Origin of the sequence: Brevundimonas bacteroides DSM 4726 (assembly GCF_000701445.1) — a bacterium.
Lineage (GTDB): Bacteria > Pseudomonadota > Alphaproteobacteria > Caulobacterales > Caulobacteraceae > Brevundimonas > Brevundimonas bacteroides.
Map to the genome: position 1 here is coordinate 332,315 of NZ_JNIX01000007.1, position 18,385 is coordinate 350,699.

Consider the following 18,385-nt stretch of genomic DNA (forward strand, 5'->3'; position numbering starts at 1 on the left):
AATGTCCAACGACCGCACGCCGCGCCGAGGCGTCCTCCTGATCGTCGCCAGCCCGTCCGGGGCCGGCAAGACCAGCCTGTGCCGCCGCCTGATGGCCGATCACGGCGGACTGGAACTGTCGGTGTCCATGACCACTCGCGGCATCCGGCCGGGCGAGGTGGCGGGCCGCGACTATCACTTCGTCGATCACGCAGAGTTCCAGGCGGGCATCGACGCCGACGCCTTTCTGGAATGGGCCGATGTGCATGGAAACCGCTACGGCAGCCCGCGCGAGCCGGTCGAGCGGGCGCTGTCGGAGGGCCGCGACGTGCTGTTCGACATCGACTGGCAGGGCGCGCGCCAGATCGCGCACAAATGCCCCGACGACGCCGTGCGCGTCTTCATCCTGCCGCCCAGCCTGGCCGAGCTACGTCGCCGCCTGGTGACCCGGTCTCAGGACGCCGAGGAGGTCATCGAACGGCGCATCCAGAACGCCAAGGGCGAGATCGAGCACTGCGCCGAGTTCGACTATGTCTTCGTCAACGACGACTTCGACCGGTCCTATGCCGAGCTGGCCCACATCTACCACGCCGAGCGCAGTCGCCGGTTCCGGAATACCTGGGTGGAAGGCTACCGCGAGGCGCTGCTGTCCGAGGACGTCTGACCCGCGAACCACGCCTCCAGCCGGCGCAGGGCCTCCTCGATCTCAGGTGTCGAAACGGCGAAGCTGAAGCGCATGAAGCGGTGGCCCTCGACGGGGTCGAAGTCCACACCCGGAGCCGTGGCGACGCCGGTGTCCTTCAGCAGGCGTTCGCAGAAGCCGACGCTGTCGTCGGTCAGGTGGCCGATGTCGGCCCAGATGTAGAAGGCGCCGTCGGGCGGGGCGATGGTCTTCAGGCCCAGGCGCGGCAGGGCGTCGAGCATGAGGGCGCGGTTCCGGCGATAGACCTCCAGATGGCCTTCCAGAACCTCGTGCTCGTCCATGGCGACCAGGCCCGCGTGCTGGCTGAGCGAGGGCGGGGTCAGGAACAGGTTGCCGATGTAGGCCTTGGCCGCCTCGATGTGGTCCGACGGGACCAGCAGCCAGCCGAGGCGCCAGCCGGCCATGCTCCAGTACTTGCTGAAGCTGTTGATCACCATCGCCTCGGGTTCGAAGCGCAGCAGGGTCGGCTGGGGGCCGACGTAGCTGAGGCCGTGGTAGATTTCGTCGGAGATGATCTGGACGCCGCGCCGCCGACAGACCTCGGCGATGCGGGCCAGTTCGGCCTCGGCGATCACCGAACCGGTCGGGTTGGCGGGGCTGGCGACGATGACGCCGGCGGGGGCCGGGTCCAGCGCCTCGAGCGCTGCGGCGGTCAGCTGATAGTGCTGAGCCGGGCCGCAGGCGATCTCGACCGCCTGCATGTTCAGCCCCTTCACGACGTTGCGGTAGGCGACGTAGCCGGGCCGGGCCATGGCGATGCGGTCGCCGGGCTGGAAGCGTGAGGAGAGCGCGAGCACCAGGGCGGGGGAGGCCCCGCAGGTCAGCAGCAGGCGGTCGGGCGTGACCTCAACGCCATATCGGTCCTGATACAGCCGCGCGATCCGGGTCTTGAGCGGCGCGCTTTCCCAATAGCCCATGCCGTCGGCGTCGAGCACGCGGTGCGCCTCGGCGATCGCGCGGGGCGGAGCGCCGGTCGAGGGCTGGCCGAACTCCATGTGGATGACGCTGCGGCCCTCGGCCTTCAGCGCATGGGCCAGGCGGCTGATGACGATGGCGCGAAACGGCTCGATGGCAGCGGTCATGTCGCCGGTCTAGGCGGAGAGGCCGACCGGCGACAAGCCCGTGCGATGACGATCAGGCTGCGGGCGTCCGCGTGTACTGGTTGAACCACGCCAGCGTCCGGTCCCAGGCCTGGGCGGCCGTGGTCGGGTTGTAGCGTTCCGGCGTGGCGTCGTTGAAGAAGCCGTGGACCGAGTCGGGCCACAGGTGTCCTTCGTGGGTGATGCCGTGCCGCTCCAGTTCGGCGATCTGGGCGGGAAAGCCCTCGGCCAGGCGTCCGTCCAGCGCGCCGTGGTGGATCAGGATGGCGGCCTTGATCGCGGGCACGAGCTCGGACGGCGTGGCCCCGCCGTAGAAGGGCGCGGCGGCGGCGAGTTCCTCGCCCATCATGCCGGCCAGCAGGTTGGACGCGGCCCCTCCGTAGCAGAAGCCGGTGGCGGCGAGCTTGCCGTTGCCGTCCTCGCGGGTCCGGAGCCAGCGGGCGGCGGCCAGCAGGTCCTGGGTCATCTTGTTGCGATCGAGCGAAGAGAACAGCTGGCCGCCGCGATAGTCGTCGCCCGGATAGCCGCCGACGCTGGTCAGGGTATCGGGGGCGAAGGCGTTGAAGTTGGCCAGGGCGAAGCGGCGGGCCACATCCTCCGTGTGCGGATTGAGACCCCGGTTTTCGTGGATCACGACCACGCCGGGCAGCCTGGCGGGTGTGGCGCTGCGCGAATCGGCGCTGAACGGGCGGACGAAATAGCCCCGGATCTCGCCGTGGCCGTCGGGCGAGGGCACGGTGACGTAGTCGGCGCGGATGCGCTCGTCGTCCTTGGCGATCTGCTGGCCCAGGGCATAGTGGGGCATCAGAGCCTCGATGATCGCCGTGGCGGTCAGGCCGGCGACGGCGTAGCGGCTGACGCCCGTGGCGAAGGCTCGCCGGTCGATCTCGCCGTGGATGAAGCGGGTATAGAGGTCGACCGCTTCGGCCGGGATCTTCTTGCTGTCGTCGCCCATCGGGGCCTCCCTCATTCGCCTCTCTAGACGGAGGCGCGTTCACTGTGGATCAAGTCCGCGAGCGGCGCCATCGGCGCAGGAGCCGCAGGTCGGCCTCAGTCGGTCGAGACCTGGTCGTCCGGTTCCGGCTGGGTCATGGCATGACGCATGACGTGGTAGATCAGGTGCTGCTCGATGGTGCCCTGGAACAGGTGCGCCCAGGGACCCGCCGCGCGCACGGCCACGTCCTCGCCGCCGTGACTGGCCGAGCCCAGCGGCACCAGCGCCTGCTGCTGATAGGTCAGGGCCGTGGTGTCCGCCACGCTGGGGTCCGGACGCGGCCCGATCACGGCGCCGGGGCCGTTGGCGTAGGCGAGGGTGGTGTAGGGGTGTCCGTCGCGGGCCTCGACCACGTCGCCATCCACGTCGACGACCAGGCCCAGGATGGGGTTTCCGCGCTGGGGATAGCCGGCCATGGTGAAGTTGTGGCTGTGGTCGGCGGTCACGATCACCAGGGTGTCGGACAGGTCGACCCGGGCCATGACCGCCGCGACCACGCGATCCAGCTCGACCGTGTCGCCCAGCGCCAGGGCGGCGGCGCCCAGATGGTGGGCGTGGTCGATCCGGCCCGCCTCGACCATCAGGACATAGCCCTCGCCGCCCTCGAGGACGTCCAGCGCCTTGAGCGTCATCTCGGTCAGGGACGGCTCGCCCCCGGCGTCCGATGCCCGCTGGGCCTCGAACTCCATGTGGTCGCGCTCGAACAGGCCGAGCACGGGCCGGTCCGCGCCGAGATCGGCGAATTGGGTCGCGTTCCAGACATAGCGGCCATCCGGATGACGCGCCTGCCATTCCTGGACCAGGTCCCGACCGTCGTCGCGCAGGCCGCGCGCCTGGGTGTCCTCGGGGTCCGTGGCGGCCGTGGGCAGAAACTGGGAGCGTCCTCCGCCCAGGATGACGTCCAGTCCGTCGCCGTGGGGCCATTCGATCATCTGGCGGGCGATGTCGACGCAACCGGCCTCGCGCGCCTCGGCAGGAAGTTCGCTGCTGTTCTCCCAGTCGCGGTTGGCGACATGCGCATAGGCCGCCGCCGGGGTGGCGTGGGTGATGCGGGCGGTGGAGACCACACCGGTGCGTAGACCGGCGGCCTCGGCCACGGTGAAGATGGACTGCACCTCGCGTCCGCGCGAGCCGGGGCAGTCGTTCAGGGTGGCGGTCTGGTCCAGGCCGATGATGTCGTTGCGGGTCTTGACCCCGGCGACCATCGCCGTCGCGGTCGGCGCGGAGTCCGACACCTGGGCGTCGTGGGCGTAGGTGCGGACCAGCGCGGAGTAGGGCAGGCGGTCCATCGCCGTCCAGGTCGACTCGCCGTCCTGGCCCGCCAGCTGGCCCTGATGGATGCGCGCCGCCGTCAGGGTGCTGACGCCCATGCCGTCGCCGATGAAAAGGATGATGTTGCGCGCCCGCCCCATGGTCGGCTGGGTGCTGAGGCGGGCTTCCAGGTCCGCACGCGCCTCGACGAAGTAGCTGTCGGCGGCCTGGGACGGTTCCTGGGCCAGGGCGATCGGGGCCGATCCGGCGAGAAGAACGGCGGCGAGGGCGGCGCGGACGATCATGAAGCACTCCAGACTGTGAGCGGCGAGGCCTAACCGGAGGCGATGACGGTTTTTCGATGCGGCTGGGCCGGAACCAAGGGACTTAAGGCCGCAAGGCCTCGGCGAGCCGCAGGAAGCCCGCGATGTCGATGGTCTCGGCGCGGGCGTCGGGATCCACCCCGGCGGCTTCGCATAGGGAGCCGCCGCCCAGCGGCTTGAGGCTGGAGCGCAGCATCTTGCGGCGTTGGCCGAAGGCGGCCCCGGTGACCCGCTCCAGCCGCTTCAGCAGGTCGGGCGCGGGGCGGTCGAGGCGCGGCACCAGATGCACCACCGCCGAGGCGACCTTCGGCGGGGGGGTGAAGGCGGCGGCGGGCAGGTGCATGACGATCTTCGCCGTCGCCGTTGCCTGGGCGATGACGGCGAGGCGGCCATAGTCGTCGTCGCCGGGCTGGGCGACGATGCGTTCGGCGACCTCCTTCTGGAACATCAGGGTCAGGGCGTGGGGCGTCCACGGCCCGGTCAGCCACTTGATCAGTAACGGCGTGCCGACGTTGTAGGGCAGGTTGGAGACGAGGTGGGTCGGGCCTTCGACGAGGTCGGCCTCCCGGACCCTCAGCGCGTCGCCCTCGACGATCGTCAGGCGGCCAGAGCCGTCGTCGAGCTCGGACAGCAGGGGCAGGAAGCGGGGGTCCTTTTCGACCAGAACCAGCCGGGAAAGGTCGCTTTCCAGCAGGGCGCGTGTCAGACCGCCGGGACCGGGGCCGACCTCGATGACGGCGCGGCCCTCGAACGGACCGGCGAGTCGGACGATCTTTCGTGTGACGTTCAGGTCCAGCAGGAAGTGCTGGCCGAAGCTCTTCTTGGCCAGCAGGCCGTGGGCTTCCAGGGATTGGCGCAAGGAGGGCAGGTCGGTCACCCGCCGCTGTTAGCCTCTGGCGCGCGCCGCCGCCATCTCCGCCGCCAGGCGGATCGCCGCGATCAGGCTATCGGGACGAGCCACGCCCTTGCCCGCGATCTCGAAGCCCGTGCCGTGGTCGGGTGAGGTGCGCACAATGGGCAGACCCAGCGTCGCGTTCACCCCGCCCCAGAAGTCCAGCGTCTTGACCGGGATCAGGGCTTGGTCGTGATACAGGCAGACGGCGGCGTCGTAGGTCGCGCGGGCCTCGTCGTGGAACATCGTGTCGGCGGGGAGGGGGTCGGTGATCGCGATGCCCTCGGCGCGCAGGTCTGCAGCAGCGGGCCTGAGCACCTCGATTTCCTGAAGGCCCAGCGCGCCGCTCTCTCCGGCGTGGGGGTTCAGGGCGGCGAGCGCCAGTCGCGGCTCAGCGATGCCGAAGTCGCGGCGCATCGATTCGTGGACGACGCGGGCGGTGCGTTTGACCCGTTCGGCCGTGACCATCTCCGGCACCTGATCCAGCGGCAGGTGGATGGTGACGAGACAGGCGCGCAGGTCCCTGGCCGTCAGCATCATGACCGGCCCGCGCGTGCCGTCGAAGGGCGTGTCTGCGGTCAGTTCGGCGATGAACTCGGTATGGCCCGGGAAGCGGAAGCCGGCGGCATAGAGCGGAGCCTTGGCGATAGGGGCGGTGACCAGACCTGACGCCTCGCCCGCCAGGCACAGATTGACCGCCCGCTCGATCCAGTCGGCGACGACGCTGGCGTTGCGGACATCCGGCGCGCCGGCCGTCACCGGCGCAGGCGCGGGATGGTGCAGGACGGGCAAGGCGGTCGCGCAGGCCGAGAGCGCCTCCGCCGGGTCGGTGATCTCGACGACGGGTCCACCCTGCGCGGCAAGCAACCAGGCGTCGCCCAGGACGAAAAAGGGCTTCTCGCCTTTCAACGCCGTCCAGGCCTTGGCCAAGACTTCCGGTCCGATCCCGGCGGGCTCGCCGAGCGACAGGACCAGGGGCGGCCGGGCCAAGGGCCTACTTGACCTCGATCAGGGCGTCGGCGCGCAAATCGCGGATGTAGCGGCGCGCGAGCATGGCCAGGTTCTGGTTTTGTAGCCGCGCCTCGACCTCGCGATAGGAGGGCGCGTCGGCACCGCCCACACGCCGCCCGCAGACGGCGACAAGGTGCAGACCCAAGGGGGTGCGGACTGGGTTCGAGACCGTACCGACCTCGGCCGAGCGGGCAACTTGCTGGAACTGGGGCGCGAGGTTGGCGACATCGCTTTCGCCCAGGTCCGAGCCCAAAAGCCCCGTTTCGGAGGTGGTGCGTTGCAGGATGTTGTCGCACGTCAGCTGGGGTCGGAGCGTCGTCAGACGTTCGGTCGCGGCGGCCACCTCGGCTTCATTGGCGGTCTCAGGGAGTTCGATCATGGCCTGCTTCAGGCTGACCAGGCTGGTCGCCGCGCCGGACCGCTTGTCGCGCATGTAGATGATGTAGACGCCGCCCTCGACCGGGATCGGACGCGACAGCTGGCCGACCTGAAGGGTATCGAGCGCGGTCTGGAGCGCGGGCTGGACGGTGCCCTGGACAATCCAGCCGGCGTCGCCGCCGCGCGCGGCCGACGGCGCGGCCGAGAATTGGCGGGCCACAGCCTGGAACGGGGCGCCCTGGACCATCTGAGCGACCAGTTGCTCGGCCCCGTTCAAGGCCGCCTGCTGGCCGCCCACGCGAGCGGCCTCGATGTAGATTTCGCCGATCAGGTATTGGGGTCGCTGAGCCGCCTCAGACAGCTGACGCAACGCCTGTTCGACCTGAGTGCGGCTGACGCGAGAGCGGGTGTTGAAGCGGCCGCCGACGAGCTGGCGCCAGCCGATTTCGGTGCGCAGCTGCTGGCGCATCTGTTCGGGCCGGATGCCCCCCTGGGCCAGGAAGCCCATGTACTGGTCCGGCGTCACGCCCGCGTCCTGGGCCATGGCCGCAATTTCCTGATCGACCTCCTCGTCGGTCACCACCAAGGTTTCGTAGTTCGCGATTTCCTGGGCCTGAAGACGCTCCTCGATCAGGGCCTGCAGCGCCTGCTGCTGGATCGCGGGGATGTTCTCCTCGGTCGGCTGGACCTGGCTCATGGCGATGACCGTCAGCATGCGCTGGCGCAGGTCGAAGCCTGTGATGATCTGGTCGTTGACGGTGGCGACGATGCCGTCCGCCAGCCGGAACTCCGGCGCGGGCGCCGCCGGTGCAGCCGGAGCCTGTTCGGCCGCCGGATCCAGCGTGCCGGCCGCCTGTCCTGCCGGTGCGGTCTGGGCGGTCGCGGAGCCCGCGACCAGCGCGGCCATAGCGACAGCGGTCGAAATACGCATCAAACCCATGGTCAGTCCTGGTTCCCTCGAAGCCTCGCGCGTCGGTTCTGGACCGGGCGGGCGCTGTCTTGACGCCTCATGCCTAACGCAGGCCGTTCGATCCATACCCTGACCCGCCAAAAGTGGCGAGGTTGAGACGGAAGAAGACGCCCTCGGACGGTCCGGTGGGGCGGACCCGCGTATTGTCGCGGCGATAGCCAACCTCGATGCGGAAGCAGTCGTCGTCGAACAGCAGGCCCACTTCGGACCGGGTGATCAGATCGCGCTCCAGATCGGCGATGCCCGCGACCGTCACGCCCCAGTTGCCATAGACGAACTGCTGCGCCGCGACCTGCACGAACTCGTAGTTCCGGTTCAGCGGGCCATCCAGCGGGTTGGAGCGATCCAGGATGTAGCTGACGGTCGCCAGGTTGCGGCGGCCCCAGCGCCCGTCGACGGCGGCCTCGGCGCGGCGTAGATCGCCGGATCCGTCGACCGTGGCATGGCCCCAGCCACGGATTCGGTCCGACGGCTTGAACTCGCCCTGCACGACCCAGTCCGAGGTCTGAGACGCGAGACCCGTTGGATCATAGAGCCGGGTCGGATCGTCCGGAATCGGAACGCGAAAGTCGTCCTGCTCGGCGTCGCGCATGCTGCGGCCGACGAAGAAGCTGGCGCTGCGACCCTGGTCCCAGCGGATGGTCGTGCGGACGCCGGCTGTCAGGCGCAGGCCGCCCTCCATCAGGTCGTAGCCGGGAAAGCGGTCAACGCGGAACAGGGACGATTCGTCCAGTTCGATGGTCTCGGCGTCCTCGTTGGGTATGCGGGGGTCCAGGTCGGGGTCGGTCGAGAGCGACAGCTGGCCCATCGGCTCGACAATCAGGTCGGCCCCGTTCGCGAGGCGACGGATCAGGGGATAGCTAACGTCCAGGCCGAGCGTGGCCCGTTCGCGCGTGATGGTCTCGTTCTCCAGCCCCAGGACCGGCGGCAGGTCATCGACGGAATAGACATCGACCCGGCCGTCAAAGAAGGCCTCGTAGCGAACGCCGGCCGGCGCGATGAAAGCCCGACGCCAGTCGGCCTGGCCGGTGATGCGGCGGCTGTCGACGCCGGGCAGGCCGACGGTCGAGCCGGTCGGAATGACCTCGGGACGCAGAACCGGGCTGCCGAAATAGCGCTCGCGATAGAGTGACACGGCCGAACCGCGCAGGCGCAGACGCCCGCCCAGTACTGCCGTCTCAGGCTCCCAGCGCGCATCGATCAGCGGCGCGACCAGCGGCAGCGCGTCGTCGTCTTCGAACTCGTTCAGCGCCGGCGTGACCGGGTCGAACCGAGACACTCGCAGCGACTGGATGGTGAAGGCCGCGACCGACAGATAGGACCGCTCGGTCTGGCGCTCGGCATAAATCTGGCTGATCAGGCGTCGCTGGTCGCCGTAGTAGAGGCCGTTGTCCGCATACGGATCCTGGATGTCGTAGCGGTCGAACAGGGTCTTGTCCGAGGTCCGCTCGGCCGTGAAGCCCCAGCGCCAAGGGCCGGCCGGATCGAACCGGCCGTAGCCGAGGAAGTAGCTGCGCGCCGTGCGGTCTCCGAAGTCGACGTTGGATTCGGCGTCGCCGTCGCCGTCCAGATCGAAGTCGCCGAAGTTGCGGGCATAGGTCGCCCCGCCGCGCAGGACGACCGTCCCGTCTGCAAATCGCCGCCGCCACTGCAGGTTCAGGAAGGGCAGGACGCGGGTGTTGAACTGGGGGCTGATCAGCCAGTCCTCGGACGGCGAGACGACGCGCAAATAGGGCGTCTCGACCGACAGGCCGCGCCCGTCGTCGTAGTTGACCGTAGGGACCAGGAACCCCGAGGCTCGCTCCACCGTCGGGTCGGGGTGGGCGAAGGCGGGCAGCCAGAACACTGGAACGCCGCCCAGCTTGAACACCGCGTTGCGGTACAGGATCGCCCGCAACTCCTCGTCCTGTACGACCTTTTCCGCTTGGATGGAGAGGCTGGGTTCCTTGGGATTGCCGTCCTCGTCGCAGATGGGACAGGGGGTGAAGAGGGCGTAGTTCAGCTCGTTGACGTTCTCGCTGCGCCGCACCGCCGTCGCGGCCATCAGGCTGGCCCCGTTGGTCAGGCGGGTGGCGAAATCGACGGCGACGCCAGCGCGCAGGTCCTCGTCGAGCTCCAGATGGCTGGCGAAGACGCGGTTGCCCTCCGGGTCCGTCAGCTCGACCTCACCGTCGGCCGTGCCAATCCCTTGGGCGATATCGAAGGTGATGGAGCGGCCGATCAGGGTGTGGTCCTGATAGCGGGCGAACACCCGCTCGGTTTCGCCGGTCGCCGAGATCACATCGCCGATGCGCCCGGCGCTGTCGGCCTCGATGTAGAGGGCGCCGGGGGTCAGACCGCCGGTCTCGGGCTGGATGTCGGGCTGGCGTGGCGTCGCGGTCTGGGCGGCGGCCAGGCCCGGCAGGCAGGCGATCGCCGCCGCTCCGGCCAGAAGGCGGAGGCGCAAAGCCTGGGTCATCGGAACGAAACCGCCGGGCCGCATGGGAATGAAGAACCGCTCCTGATGGCCCCCGCCGGACAGGGGCTTAGCCGTCTTCGGTATAGAACAGCAAGGTGAAGGCGGCGAGCGCCGTCAGCACCGCCGGCAGCCAGGCGGCCACCAGCGGCGGCACGACCTCCGCCGACCCCATCGCCGCCGAGAACTGGGTCAGAAAGAAGAAGGCGAAGCCCAGCACCACGGCCGATACCGCCATGCGCGCTAGATCGCCCAGCCGCATCAGCCGCAGCGAGAACGCCGCCGCCAGGATGGTCATGGCCGCGAAGGTCAGGGGCGTGGAAAGCAGTTGCTGGAAGCGCAGCTGGTAGGCGGTGGACGAGAAGCCCGCGTCCTCGATTCGCTGGATCTGGCCGGGCAGGGACCAGAAGGGGGTCGATTGGGGCCGGGCGAAGCGTTCGAACGCCTCCTCGTCCGCGAGCGCGGAGGGCAGGTCGAGGGTGGCGTAACGCATGGCGCGCTGGCCGGTCTGGGCGCCTACGGCGTCGTAGAGGCGCCAGCGGCCGGCGGACAGGCTGGCGGCCTCGGCGTCGATCCGCTCGGTGAAGGCGCGGCGACCGTTGGGGTCGGTGGTGTAGATGAAGAAGGTCACGTCCAGCAGGCGGGCGTTGGCGCGGTCCTGCCGGCCGGCGCGGATGACCATCTGGCGCGGTCCGTCGCCTTCGCGTAGCCAGATCGCCTCCTGCTCCTCGCCGCTCATGACAGAGCCCGAGATGCGTTGCCGCTCGCGCTGGAACAGCCCGTCGCCGGACGCGGCCAACGGGCCGATGACAGTCACCGTCAAAATGCCGAAAGCCAGCGCCGCGCCCGCCGCAGGAAGCACGAAGCGCCAGGCCGAGACGCCCGCCGCCCGCATGGCCACGAGCTCGGAGCGACGGTTCAGGCTGACGAAGGCCGACAGGGTCCCGAACAGGAAGACGAAGGGCAGAAGCTGGACGATGACCGCCGGGCTCTTGACCAGCATCAGGCCGAAGATGCGCAACGCCGACAGGTCGGTGTCCGAGCCCAGCCCGCGGGAGATCTCCACGAAGTCGATCAGCATGACGAGCGCGGAGATGACGCCGAGCGCCACCGCCAGAGATCGGGCCAGCTGAATCAGCACATAGCGTTCGATCCGGCCAAGCCGGAGGGCGCTCAGCACATGGCGGGGCGCGGCGGAGACGGAGCCGAGCGTCGTCATGCGACCCGCGCCTTCAGCGCCGAGAGCGACCAGCCGCTCGCCCGCCGGGGCTTCAGCGCCCGGAACAGCAGCCGCAGCGACACCGCCGTCGCGGCGATGGGCAGCAGGTACTGGAATACGTTCAGCCAGCCGTTCCAGGCGCTGGCGGCTACCACGGCGTAGCCGACGATCCGCACGAGCAGGAATGCGGCCGAGGCCTTGGCGATGCGGCCGGAATAGCCCGTCCGGCTGAAGGCTCCGCCGAGGATTGCCGTCAGGGCCATCGCCATAGCCGCCAGCGCATAGAGCGGCGAGGATAGACGCGCGTGCGCCTCGGCCAGCAGTTCGCCGCGCGATCCGGCGGTTTCGATCAGCTGCGCCGATGGGTCGAAGAGCTGGTCAAGATAGAGGTCCGACGGCTTGTAGCGGACCGTTTCGGTGTCGGTGACGTACGGTGCAAGTTGGAAGACCCAACGGTCGAACGACAGTTGCTGCAGCACTCCGGCGGAGCTGTACTGCTGCCACGATCCCGCCTGCATGGTCAGGACCGGCTGGCCGTCGACACGACCGAAACGGGCTTCCGACGCATCCCAGGTCGTCACTTCGTCGCCGTCCTCAATGTAGATGAAGAGGTTCTTGAGCAGGCCGTTCTGCTCGATCTCCTGGACGTAGACGGTCAGGCCGTTCGGTCCCTGGACAAAGCGGCCTTCTTCGACCAGCAGCGCGGCGAGGTCGGTGCGGATCTCGAAGGCCTGATCGCGCGCCTCGCGCTGGGCCCACGGCTGGATCAGGACGTTGGTGATCAGCATGACCACGGCGACGATGGCCGCCAGCCGCGCGCCGGGTTCGATCATGCGCCAGCGGGTCATGCCGCTCGCATAGGCGGCGGTCAGCTCCTGCTCGCGCTGGAGCCGGGTCAGGGCGATCAGGGCGCCGACGAACAGGCCGATCGGCAGGATGACCGCGAACAGCTGAGGCACCGCCAGTAGGGTCAGCTTCAGCATGACCCACACGCTCTGGCCGCGCTCGACGATGACCTCCAGTTGATCCAGACTCTGCGACAGGATGCCGATTCCGGCCAGCGACGCGCAGGCCCCGACGACGGGCAGGGCGATCTGTCGGAAAAGGTAGCGCTGAATCAGGGTCATGCGGGCGATGGGGATCACCCGGTTGCGGGCGCGTTCGTTGCGGCGCATCTAATACACGCGCTGGCGAGCCGCCGACAATGGCGGCTATAAGCAAGCTTCACAGTATCAACGACCGGGCCTGAACCCGGCTGGAGTCCGTTTTGCCCCTCACGATCGATTTCGTCGCCGACGCCCGCCGCGCGGGCGCTCTCGCCATTCTCGTCCATGACGGCCGCGCGCTTGCCGGTGCGGGAGCGGACCACGACGCCGCCGCGTCGGGCGTCCTGACCAAGGCCATGGGTGCCAGCCGCTTCACCGGCGGCGCCAACTCCACGACGCTGGTCGCCGCCCCGGGCGGTCTGGACTGTGATCTGGTGGTGCTGAGCGGCGCCGGCGACGCGGCCAAGTTCGACGACCTGGCGCTCGAGACGGCGGTGGGCGCGGCCTATCACGCGGTCAAGCTGTCGGGGCTGGAGGCCCTGACGATCGACCTGTCGCACCTGTCGGCCGAGCAGGCCGCGCGCGCCGCCTTCGCCGTGCGCCTGGCCGCCTATCGCTTCGACAAGTACCGGACCAAGGAAAAGCCGGAGAAGGTGCCGTCGATCAAGGCGGTGCACATCGTCACCAAGGACGCCAAGGCCGCTGCCGCCGCGTTCGAGCCCCTGAACGCCGTCGCCGACGCCATCTACTTCTCGCGTGACCTGGTCGCCGAGCCCGCCAACGTCCTCTATCCCGAAGAGTTCGCCCGCCGCGTCAAGGCGCTGGAGCCGCTCGGCCTCAAGGTCGAGATCCTTGGCGAAAAGGAAATGGAAAAGCTGGGCATGCACGTCCTGCTGGGCGTTGGCCAGGGCTCGGTGCGCGAGAGCCAGCTGGCGGTCATCCAGTGGAACGGCGGCAAGCCGGGCGACCAGCCGATCGCCTTCGTTGGCAAGGGGGTCTGCTTCGACACCGGCGGCATCTCGATCAAGCCGGCCCAGGGCATGGAGGACATGATCTGGGACATGGGCGGCGCCGCCGCTGTCGCCGGCCTGATGCACGCGCTGGCGGGCCGCAAGGCCAAGGTCAACGCCGTCGGCGTTCTGGGCCTGGTCGAGAACATGCCCGACGGTAACGCCCAGCGTCCGGGCGACATCGTCAAGTCCATGTCGGGCCAGACGGTCGAGGTCATCAACACCGACGCGGAAGGTCGCCTCGTTCTGGCCGACGCCCTCTGGTACACGCAGGACCGCTTCAAGCCGAAGTTCATGGTCGATCTGGCGACGCTCACGGGCGCCATGATCATCTCGCTCGGCCTGGATTACGCGGGCGTCTTCTCGAACGACGACGAGCTGGCCAACGCCATCCTGGCCGCCAGCCCCAAGGTCGGCGAGAACGTCTGGCGCATGCCGATGCCGCCCCAGTACGACAAGATCATGGACAGCGTGAACGCCGATGTGAAGAACTCGGCCGGGCGCGACGGCGGTTCGATCACCGCCGCTCTATTCCTGCAGCGGTTCGTCAATGGCCTGCCCTGGGCGCACATCGACATCGCCCCGACGGCCTGGGTCAACAAATCGACGCGGCCGACCGTGCCGGACGGTCCGGTGGGCTGGGGCGTGCGCCTGCTCGATCGAATGGTGGCCGACACCTACGAGGGCTGATCCGCATGACGGAAGCGTCCGGCGAGGTCTGGTTCTATCACATGGAGCGGTCGACACTGGACCAGGTGCTGCCCGAACTGCTTGACCGGACGCTTCAGCGCGGCTGGCGCGCGCGCGTGCGCGTCGCCGATGACGATCAGCGGCGCGAGATCGACGAGCGGCTGTGGACCTGGCGCGAGGACAGCTTCCTGGCCCATGGCTCGGCCGAGGAGCCGCACGCGGAGCGCCAGCCGATCCTGTTGACGGCGGACGACGCGAACCTGAACCGTTCTCAGGCGCTGTTCATCGTCGATGGATCAGACATGAGCCTGACAGAGGAGTTCGAGCGATGCTTCATCATCTTCGACGGCCGGGACGACACGGCCCTGACCACGGCGCGAGCGCGCTGGAAGGCGCTGAAGGACCAGGGGGCCAACCTCGCCTTCTGGAAACAGTCGGACGAGGGGCGCTGGGAAAAAGCGGCCTGATCGCCGCGCTGTTCCTCGCCGCCTGCTCCTCCACCCCGCCCGAGGCGACCGCGCCCGCTGTTGTCGAGCGCGCGGAAGAGAACCAGCCGGTCGGCAGCCGGATGCCGGACGCGGACGACGACCTCTGCAAGGCCCGGGACTTCCAGTACCTGATCGGCCGGCACCGCAATGAAATCCCCGTGCCGGTCGAGGTGGTGAACCGCCGCGTCACCTGCACCACATGCCCCGTGACGATGGACTTCTCGGCCTATCGGCTGAACATCTTCTACAACACCCAGACCGAGATCGTGGAGCAGGTGCGATGCGGATGATCCTGACGCTGGGCGCCGTCGGCGCCGTCGCCGCGTGCGCGGCCACGCCCGAGCCGACGTCGCCCGCAGCGGGGCCCGGCCGGTGCGACGCCGCGGCCGCCCAGTCGCTGGTCGGCACGCATGTCGGGGCCGTGACCTTTCCGGCCGACGCCAATGTCCGGATCGTCTGCACCACCTGCCCGACGACGCGCGACTATCGCCCGGACCGGCTGAACGTGCGCTTCGAGGAAGCCACCGGGATCATCCGCAGCGTCGACTGCGGCTGACCCCGGTGCGCCGGGGCGCTACCAGCGCCAGGCGTCGAAGATGACCTCGATGATGTAACCGTCGTAGCTGTCGATCAGATAGATGTGGTTGTCGACCGCGACCCACTGCGTCCCCGGCGGCGGGAAGCCCAGGCCGAACGTCCGCCAGTCGTTCAGCTGATACCGCCAGAAGACCGACGGCAGGTAGTCGCCCGGATACCACCTCTGACCCCAATAGTTCCGGGGCACCGAGTAATAGCCGTGGCCCGGCGCGAAATAGAAGCCGAAGCGGAAGCCGTTATAGCCCCGGAAGCCCCGGTCATTGCGCCACCAGTCGTAGCCTCGGTTGCGGTTCCAGTCGCGCCGCCACTGGTTCTGGTTCCAGCGATTGCGGAAGCCGTCGTAGTCGCGCCGCCGCGAGCGGTCGCGATCCCACTGTCCGCCCCGGTCGCGATCCCAGCCGCCATTGCCGCCGTTCCAGTTTCCACCGTTCCATCCGCCGCCGTTGCGGTCGCGATGTCTGTCCCAACGATCACGGTCGCGTCCGTCGCGATCCCGATCGCCGCCCCTGTCCCTGTCGCGGTCCCAGTCCTGACCGTCGCGGTTCCAGCGATTGCCGTCACCGTCGCGGTCCCGGTCGTAGCCGCTGTCCTGACCTCCGCTGTCGCGACCCGGGCGTCCGCCGCGATCGCGCGGACCGTCGCCGTCCCGATCGCGGCCACGGCCATCGCGGTTCCAGCCGCCACCGGGCGTCTGATCGGGTTGTTCAATGACGGGAGGCGGCGGAGCGGGAGGCGTCAGGCCACCGTTGTCGCCGCCTCCCCGGTTCCACCCGCCGCCGCCGCGTTCACCGTCGCCGCCACGATCCCTGCGGCCGCCGTCGCCATCGCCACCGCGATCCCGGCGTCCGCCGCCATCGCCGCGCCCACCCCGATCCTGAACCGGTTCTACGCGCGGGCCGTCATTCCAGTTCTGCACCGGCGGCGCGGACGTTTCATCCGGCCGGAAGCTGGCGCCGACCATGTTGGGCGCTGGTGCCTCTTGCTGCACCTCGTCCTGGGCCAGCGCCACAGTCGGCAGCCCGGCCACCAGCGCCAGCGCGGCCGTGGCGGCGAATGCCTTCAACATCGATCTCATTCTCGTCTGTCCCCGCACGCCGATATCCGGCGGCTCGATGGCACCGTCTGCTTCGCCCCATGAACGGCGTCTGAACGGCCCCTGACGCCTTGCGGCCGGCCCCGCCGCCGCCCAGATCAGCACCAGCCAAGCTTTTAGGAGACGCCGCCATGACCGCCCCGATCGAGCTCTGGTACTGGCCGACGCCCAACGGCTGGAAGGTCTCCATCGCGCTGGAGGAGATGGGCCTGCCCTATGAGCTGAAGCCGGTGAACATCGGCCGGGGCGAGCAGTTCACGCCGGAGTTTCAAGCCATCAGCCCCAACGGCCGCATGCCCGCCATCGTCGATTCGGACGGCCCGGGCGGACAGCCGCTGTCGATCTTCGAGAGCGGGGCGATCCTGCAGTATCTCGGGAACAAGTCGGGCCGCTTCTATCCGACTGATGTCCGCGCCCGTGCCGAGGTGGATCAATGGCTGTTCTGGCAGGTCGGCGGTCTCGGCCCGATGGCAGGCCAGACGCACCACTTCCGCCAGTACGCGCCCGCCCTCATCAAGGACCAGCGCCAGATCGCCTATGGCGTGCGGCGATACACCGACGAGACCAACCGCCTCTACGGCGTGCTGGATCGGCGCCTGGCGGACCGCGAGTTCTTGGCCGGCGACTACTCCATCGCCGACATGGCCGCCTGGCCCTGGATCCTGCCACAGCCCCAGGGGCAGGAACTGGCGGACTTCCCCAATCTGAAGGCCTGGGTCGAGCGCGTTGGTGCGCGTCCGGCGGTGCAGAAAGGCAGGGCGGTCGGCGACGACCTGCGCAGCAATCTGGCGGCGTCCGGCAAGGCGGCGGAGGAGGCGAGGAAGCTCCTGTTCGGTCAACGCGCGCGGAAATCCTGAATCAGACGTTTACAGTGTATTTCGCAGTCCTGAATCTCCTGCGGAGTATTCATTTCGCTTTTACTGAAAAGAGTTTGGCGGCCGCACCGCTGTTAACTTTAACTTCAAACCGGCGGTATTTGATCGCGTGTCAGAGAGGCGGACCAGAAGGGTCGGCCATCGCAAAGGATACGACGATGAACGCGCACGAAACCGCGCCGGAAGCGATCAACGAAGTCGAGGCCGCGCCGCTGCCTCTGCCCACGCCCGACATGGACGGCGACGCCCTGTTCCGACTGGGGATGATGTATTCCTCGGGCTCGGGCGGCTGCCCGATGGACCGGGTCTCGGCCCACATGATCTTCAACCTGGCGGCCATGAAGGGCTCGATCGAAGCCCGGGTCTATCGCCGCGAGATGTCCGAGGAGATGGAACGCGACGAAATCGCCGAGGCCCAGCGCGCCGCGCGTCGCTACATCGACGCGGGCGTGGTCAAGCTGGCGGCGTAATCCAGGCCGCGAGCCGCGCTCAAGCAGCGAGACTACCGTAGGCGAGCTTAGCGCTCCAAACCGGGCTCAAGTACCGAGCGACCGCGTCGCGAGCGGTAGCCCATTAAAATGACTGATACTGCCCGTTGATCGAGTAGTTGAACCCGATCGGCAGGGCGTTGCGGATCTGGGTAAAGAAGTTGGCCAACTCGCCCAGGGTCGAGCGTGGCACATAGAGGATGTCTCCGCGGCGCAGCGCGACGACCTCGCCGCGGCGGGGCCTCAGGTCAACGACCCGCATCATGCGAACGCCACCCGGCCCGCGCCGGATCAGCGCCACCTCCTGCGGCTTGGCGGTGGCCAGGAAATCGCCGGCCTGGACCACCGCCTGATATGCGTCGAGGTCGCCGTTCAGGGCGATGACGCCGGGCGTGCGAACCTCGCCGGCCACCCAGACCTGGATCGGTCCAGCCTGCTTCAGCGTGATCTCCACCACCGGCCGCACCAGCTGCGAGGCGTAGGCCTCGCTCAGCGTGTATTCCAGCTCCGCCAGCGTCCGGTCCGCCGCCATGGCCTGGCCGATCAGGGGCAGGGCGATGCGGCCATCCGGGCCGACCCTCAGCGACCGGTTCAGCTCCGTCGCCGTCGGCAGGGCGACGTCGATCTCGTCGCCGGGATAGAGAACGTACTCCGGCTCGGCGTCGGTCCAGTCGGCGAAGGCGATGTCGGAAAAGCCGCCCCGCTGCACCCGGTTGGTCGGTCGGCTCTGGCCCGAGGCGCACGCGCTGGTCGAGGCCGCGACGGCCGCGCCCAGAACACCCCACAGAATCCGCCGCCGATCCATCATGAGCGCGAGGCTCGC

Annotated in this window: 18 protein-coding genes; 7 read left to right on the top strand and 11 right to left on the bottom strand. The window is 68.9% G+C overall.

The window, feature by feature from the left end:
* Position 1 precedes the first annotated feature (1 nt).
* Positions 2-643: a guanylate kinase gene (gmk, locus tag Q333_RS0103880; RefSeq protein ID WP_029415434.1), complete on the top strand. Its 642-nt coding sequence runs from the start codon at positions 2-4 to the stop codon at positions 641-643.
* Here gmk and Q333_RS0103885 read toward each other — a convergent pair.
* The 9 genes from Q333_RS0103885 to Q333_RS0103925 form a co-directional block, all read right to left on the bottom strand.
* The gene (locus Q333_RS0103885) at positions 610-1,764 is read right to left on the bottom strand and encodes a pyridoxal phosphate-dependent aminotransferase (RefSeq protein ID WP_029415435.1); all 1,155 of its coding nucleotides are present in this window, start codon (positions 1,762-1,764) and stop codon (positions 610-612) included. The two genes, gmk and Q333_RS0103885, sit on opposite strands and share 34 nt — an antisense overlap.
* A 52-nt stretch (positions 1,765-1,816) precedes the next feature.
* A complete protein-coding gene (locus tag Q333_RS0103890) occupies positions 1,817-2,737 on the bottom strand; it encodes a dienelactone hydrolase family protein (protein ID WP_029415436.1) in 921 nt (306 codons plus the stop codon).
* A 95-nt stretch (positions 2,738-2,832) separates the two neighbouring features.
* Positions 2,833-4,332: an alkaline phosphatase gene (locus Q333_RS0103895; RefSeq protein WP_029415437.1), complete on the bottom strand. Its 1,500-nt coding sequence runs from the start codon at positions 4,330-4,332 to the stop codon at positions 2,833-2,835.
* A gap of 82 nt (positions 4,333-4,414) precedes the next feature.
* Positions 4,415-5,227, bottom strand: a complete 813-nt coding sequence (gene rsmA, locus Q333_RS0103900; protein WP_029415438.1) for a 16S rRNA (adenine(1518)-N(6)/adenine(1519)-N(6))-dimethyltransferase RsmA — start codon at positions 5,225-5,227, stop codon at positions 4,415-4,417.
* Positions 5,228-5,236: 9 nt separating this feature from the next.
* Positions 5,237-6,232, bottom strand: a complete 996-nt coding sequence (pdxA, locus tag Q333_RS0103905) for a 4-hydroxythreonine-4-phosphate dehydrogenase PdxA (protein WP_029415439.1) — start codon at positions 6,230-6,232, stop codon at positions 5,237-5,239.
* A gap of 4 nt (positions 6,233-6,236) precedes the next feature.
* On the bottom strand, positions 6,237-7,562 hold the full coding sequence (locus Q333_RS0103910; RefSeq protein WP_245591472.1) for a peptidylprolyl isomerase: 1,326 nt from the start codon (positions 7,560-7,562) through the stop codon (positions 6,237-6,239).
* Between the two features lie 82 nt (positions 7,563-7,644).
* A complete protein-coding gene (locus Q333_RS0103915) occupies positions 7,645-10,047 on the bottom strand; it encodes an LPS-assembly protein LptD (RefSeq protein WP_245591473.1) in 2,403 nt (800 codons plus the stop codon).
* A gap of 79 nt (positions 10,048-10,126) precedes the next feature.
* Entirely contained in the window at positions 10,127-11,275 is a 1,149-nt protein-coding gene (lptG, locus tag Q333_RS0103920; RefSeq protein WP_051651097.1) for an LPS export ABC transporter permease LptG, read from the bottom strand.
* Positions 11,272-12,450, bottom strand: a complete 1,179-nt coding sequence (locus Q333_RS0103925; RefSeq protein WP_245591474.1) for an LptF/LptG family permease — start codon at positions 12,448-12,450, stop codon at positions 11,272-11,274. The genes lptG and Q333_RS0103925 overlap by 4 nt, the downstream gene beginning before the upstream one ends.
* Before the next feature lie 92 nt (positions 12,451-12,542).
* Between Q333_RS0103925 and Q333_RS0103930 the strand changes: the two genes are divergently transcribed.
* From Q333_RS0103930 to Q333_RS0103945, 4 genes are all read left to right on the top strand, one after another.
* Positions 12,543-14,021 carry a leucyl aminopeptidase gene (locus Q333_RS0103930; RefSeq protein WP_029415444.1) on the top strand — a complete coding sequence of 493 codons (1,479 nt, stop codon included), beginning with the start codon at positions 12,543-12,545 and terminating at the stop codon, positions 14,019-14,021.
* Between the two features lie 5 nt (positions 14,022-14,026).
* Positions 14,027-14,488: a DNA polymerase III subunit chi gene (locus tag Q333_RS0103935; RefSeq protein WP_029415445.1), complete on the top strand. Its 462-nt coding sequence runs from the start codon at positions 14,027-14,029 to the stop codon at positions 14,486-14,488.
* A 101-nt stretch (positions 14,489-14,589) separates the two neighbouring features.
* On the top strand, positions 14,590-14,799 hold the full coding sequence (locus Q333_RS16310; RefSeq protein ID WP_035293689.1) for a hypothetical protein: 210 nt from the start codon (positions 14,590-14,592) through the stop codon (positions 14,797-14,799).
* The gene (locus tag Q333_RS0103945; RefSeq protein ID WP_029415447.1) at positions 14,790-15,065 is read left to right on the top strand and encodes a hypothetical protein; all 276 of its coding nucleotides are present in this window, start codon (positions 14,790-14,792) and stop codon (positions 15,063-15,065) included. Before Q333_RS16310 ends, Q333_RS0103945 begins: the two co-directional genes overlap by 10 nt.
* 18 nt (positions 15,066-15,083) lie before the next feature.
* Here the strand turns inward: Q333_RS0103945 and Q333_RS17810 are convergent, their stop codons facing one another.
* Entirely contained in the window at positions 15,084-16,181 is a 1,098-nt protein-coding gene (locus tag Q333_RS17810) for an RcnB family protein (RefSeq protein ID WP_245591475.1), read from the bottom strand.
* Between the two features lie 149 nt (positions 16,182-16,330).
* On the opposite strand from Q333_RS17810, the gene Q333_RS0103955 reads away from it, so the two are divergent.
* Both Q333_RS0103955 and Q333_RS0103960 read left to right on the top strand, forming a co-directional pair.
* Positions 16,331-17,056 carry a glutathione S-transferase family protein gene (locus Q333_RS0103955; RefSeq protein WP_029415449.1) on the top strand — a complete coding sequence of 242 codons (726 nt, stop codon included), beginning with the start codon at positions 16,331-16,333 and terminating at the stop codon, positions 17,054-17,056.
* Positions 17,057-17,232: 176 nt separating this feature from the next.
* The gene (locus Q333_RS0103960) at positions 17,233-17,544 is read left to right on the top strand and encodes an SEL1-like repeat protein (RefSeq protein ID WP_029415450.1); all 312 of its coding nucleotides are present in this window, start codon (positions 17,233-17,235) and stop codon (positions 17,542-17,544) included.
* Positions 17,545-17,647: 103 nt separating this feature from the next.
* On the opposite strand, the gene Q333_RS0103965 is transcribed toward Q333_RS0103960, so the two are convergent.
* Positions 17,648-18,370 carry a polysaccharide biosynthesis/export family protein gene (locus Q333_RS0103965; protein ID WP_029415451.1) on the bottom strand — a complete coding sequence of 241 codons (723 nt, stop codon included), beginning with the start codon at positions 18,368-18,370 and terminating at the stop codon, positions 17,648-17,650.
* Positions 18,371-18,385: the final 15 nt, after the last annotated feature.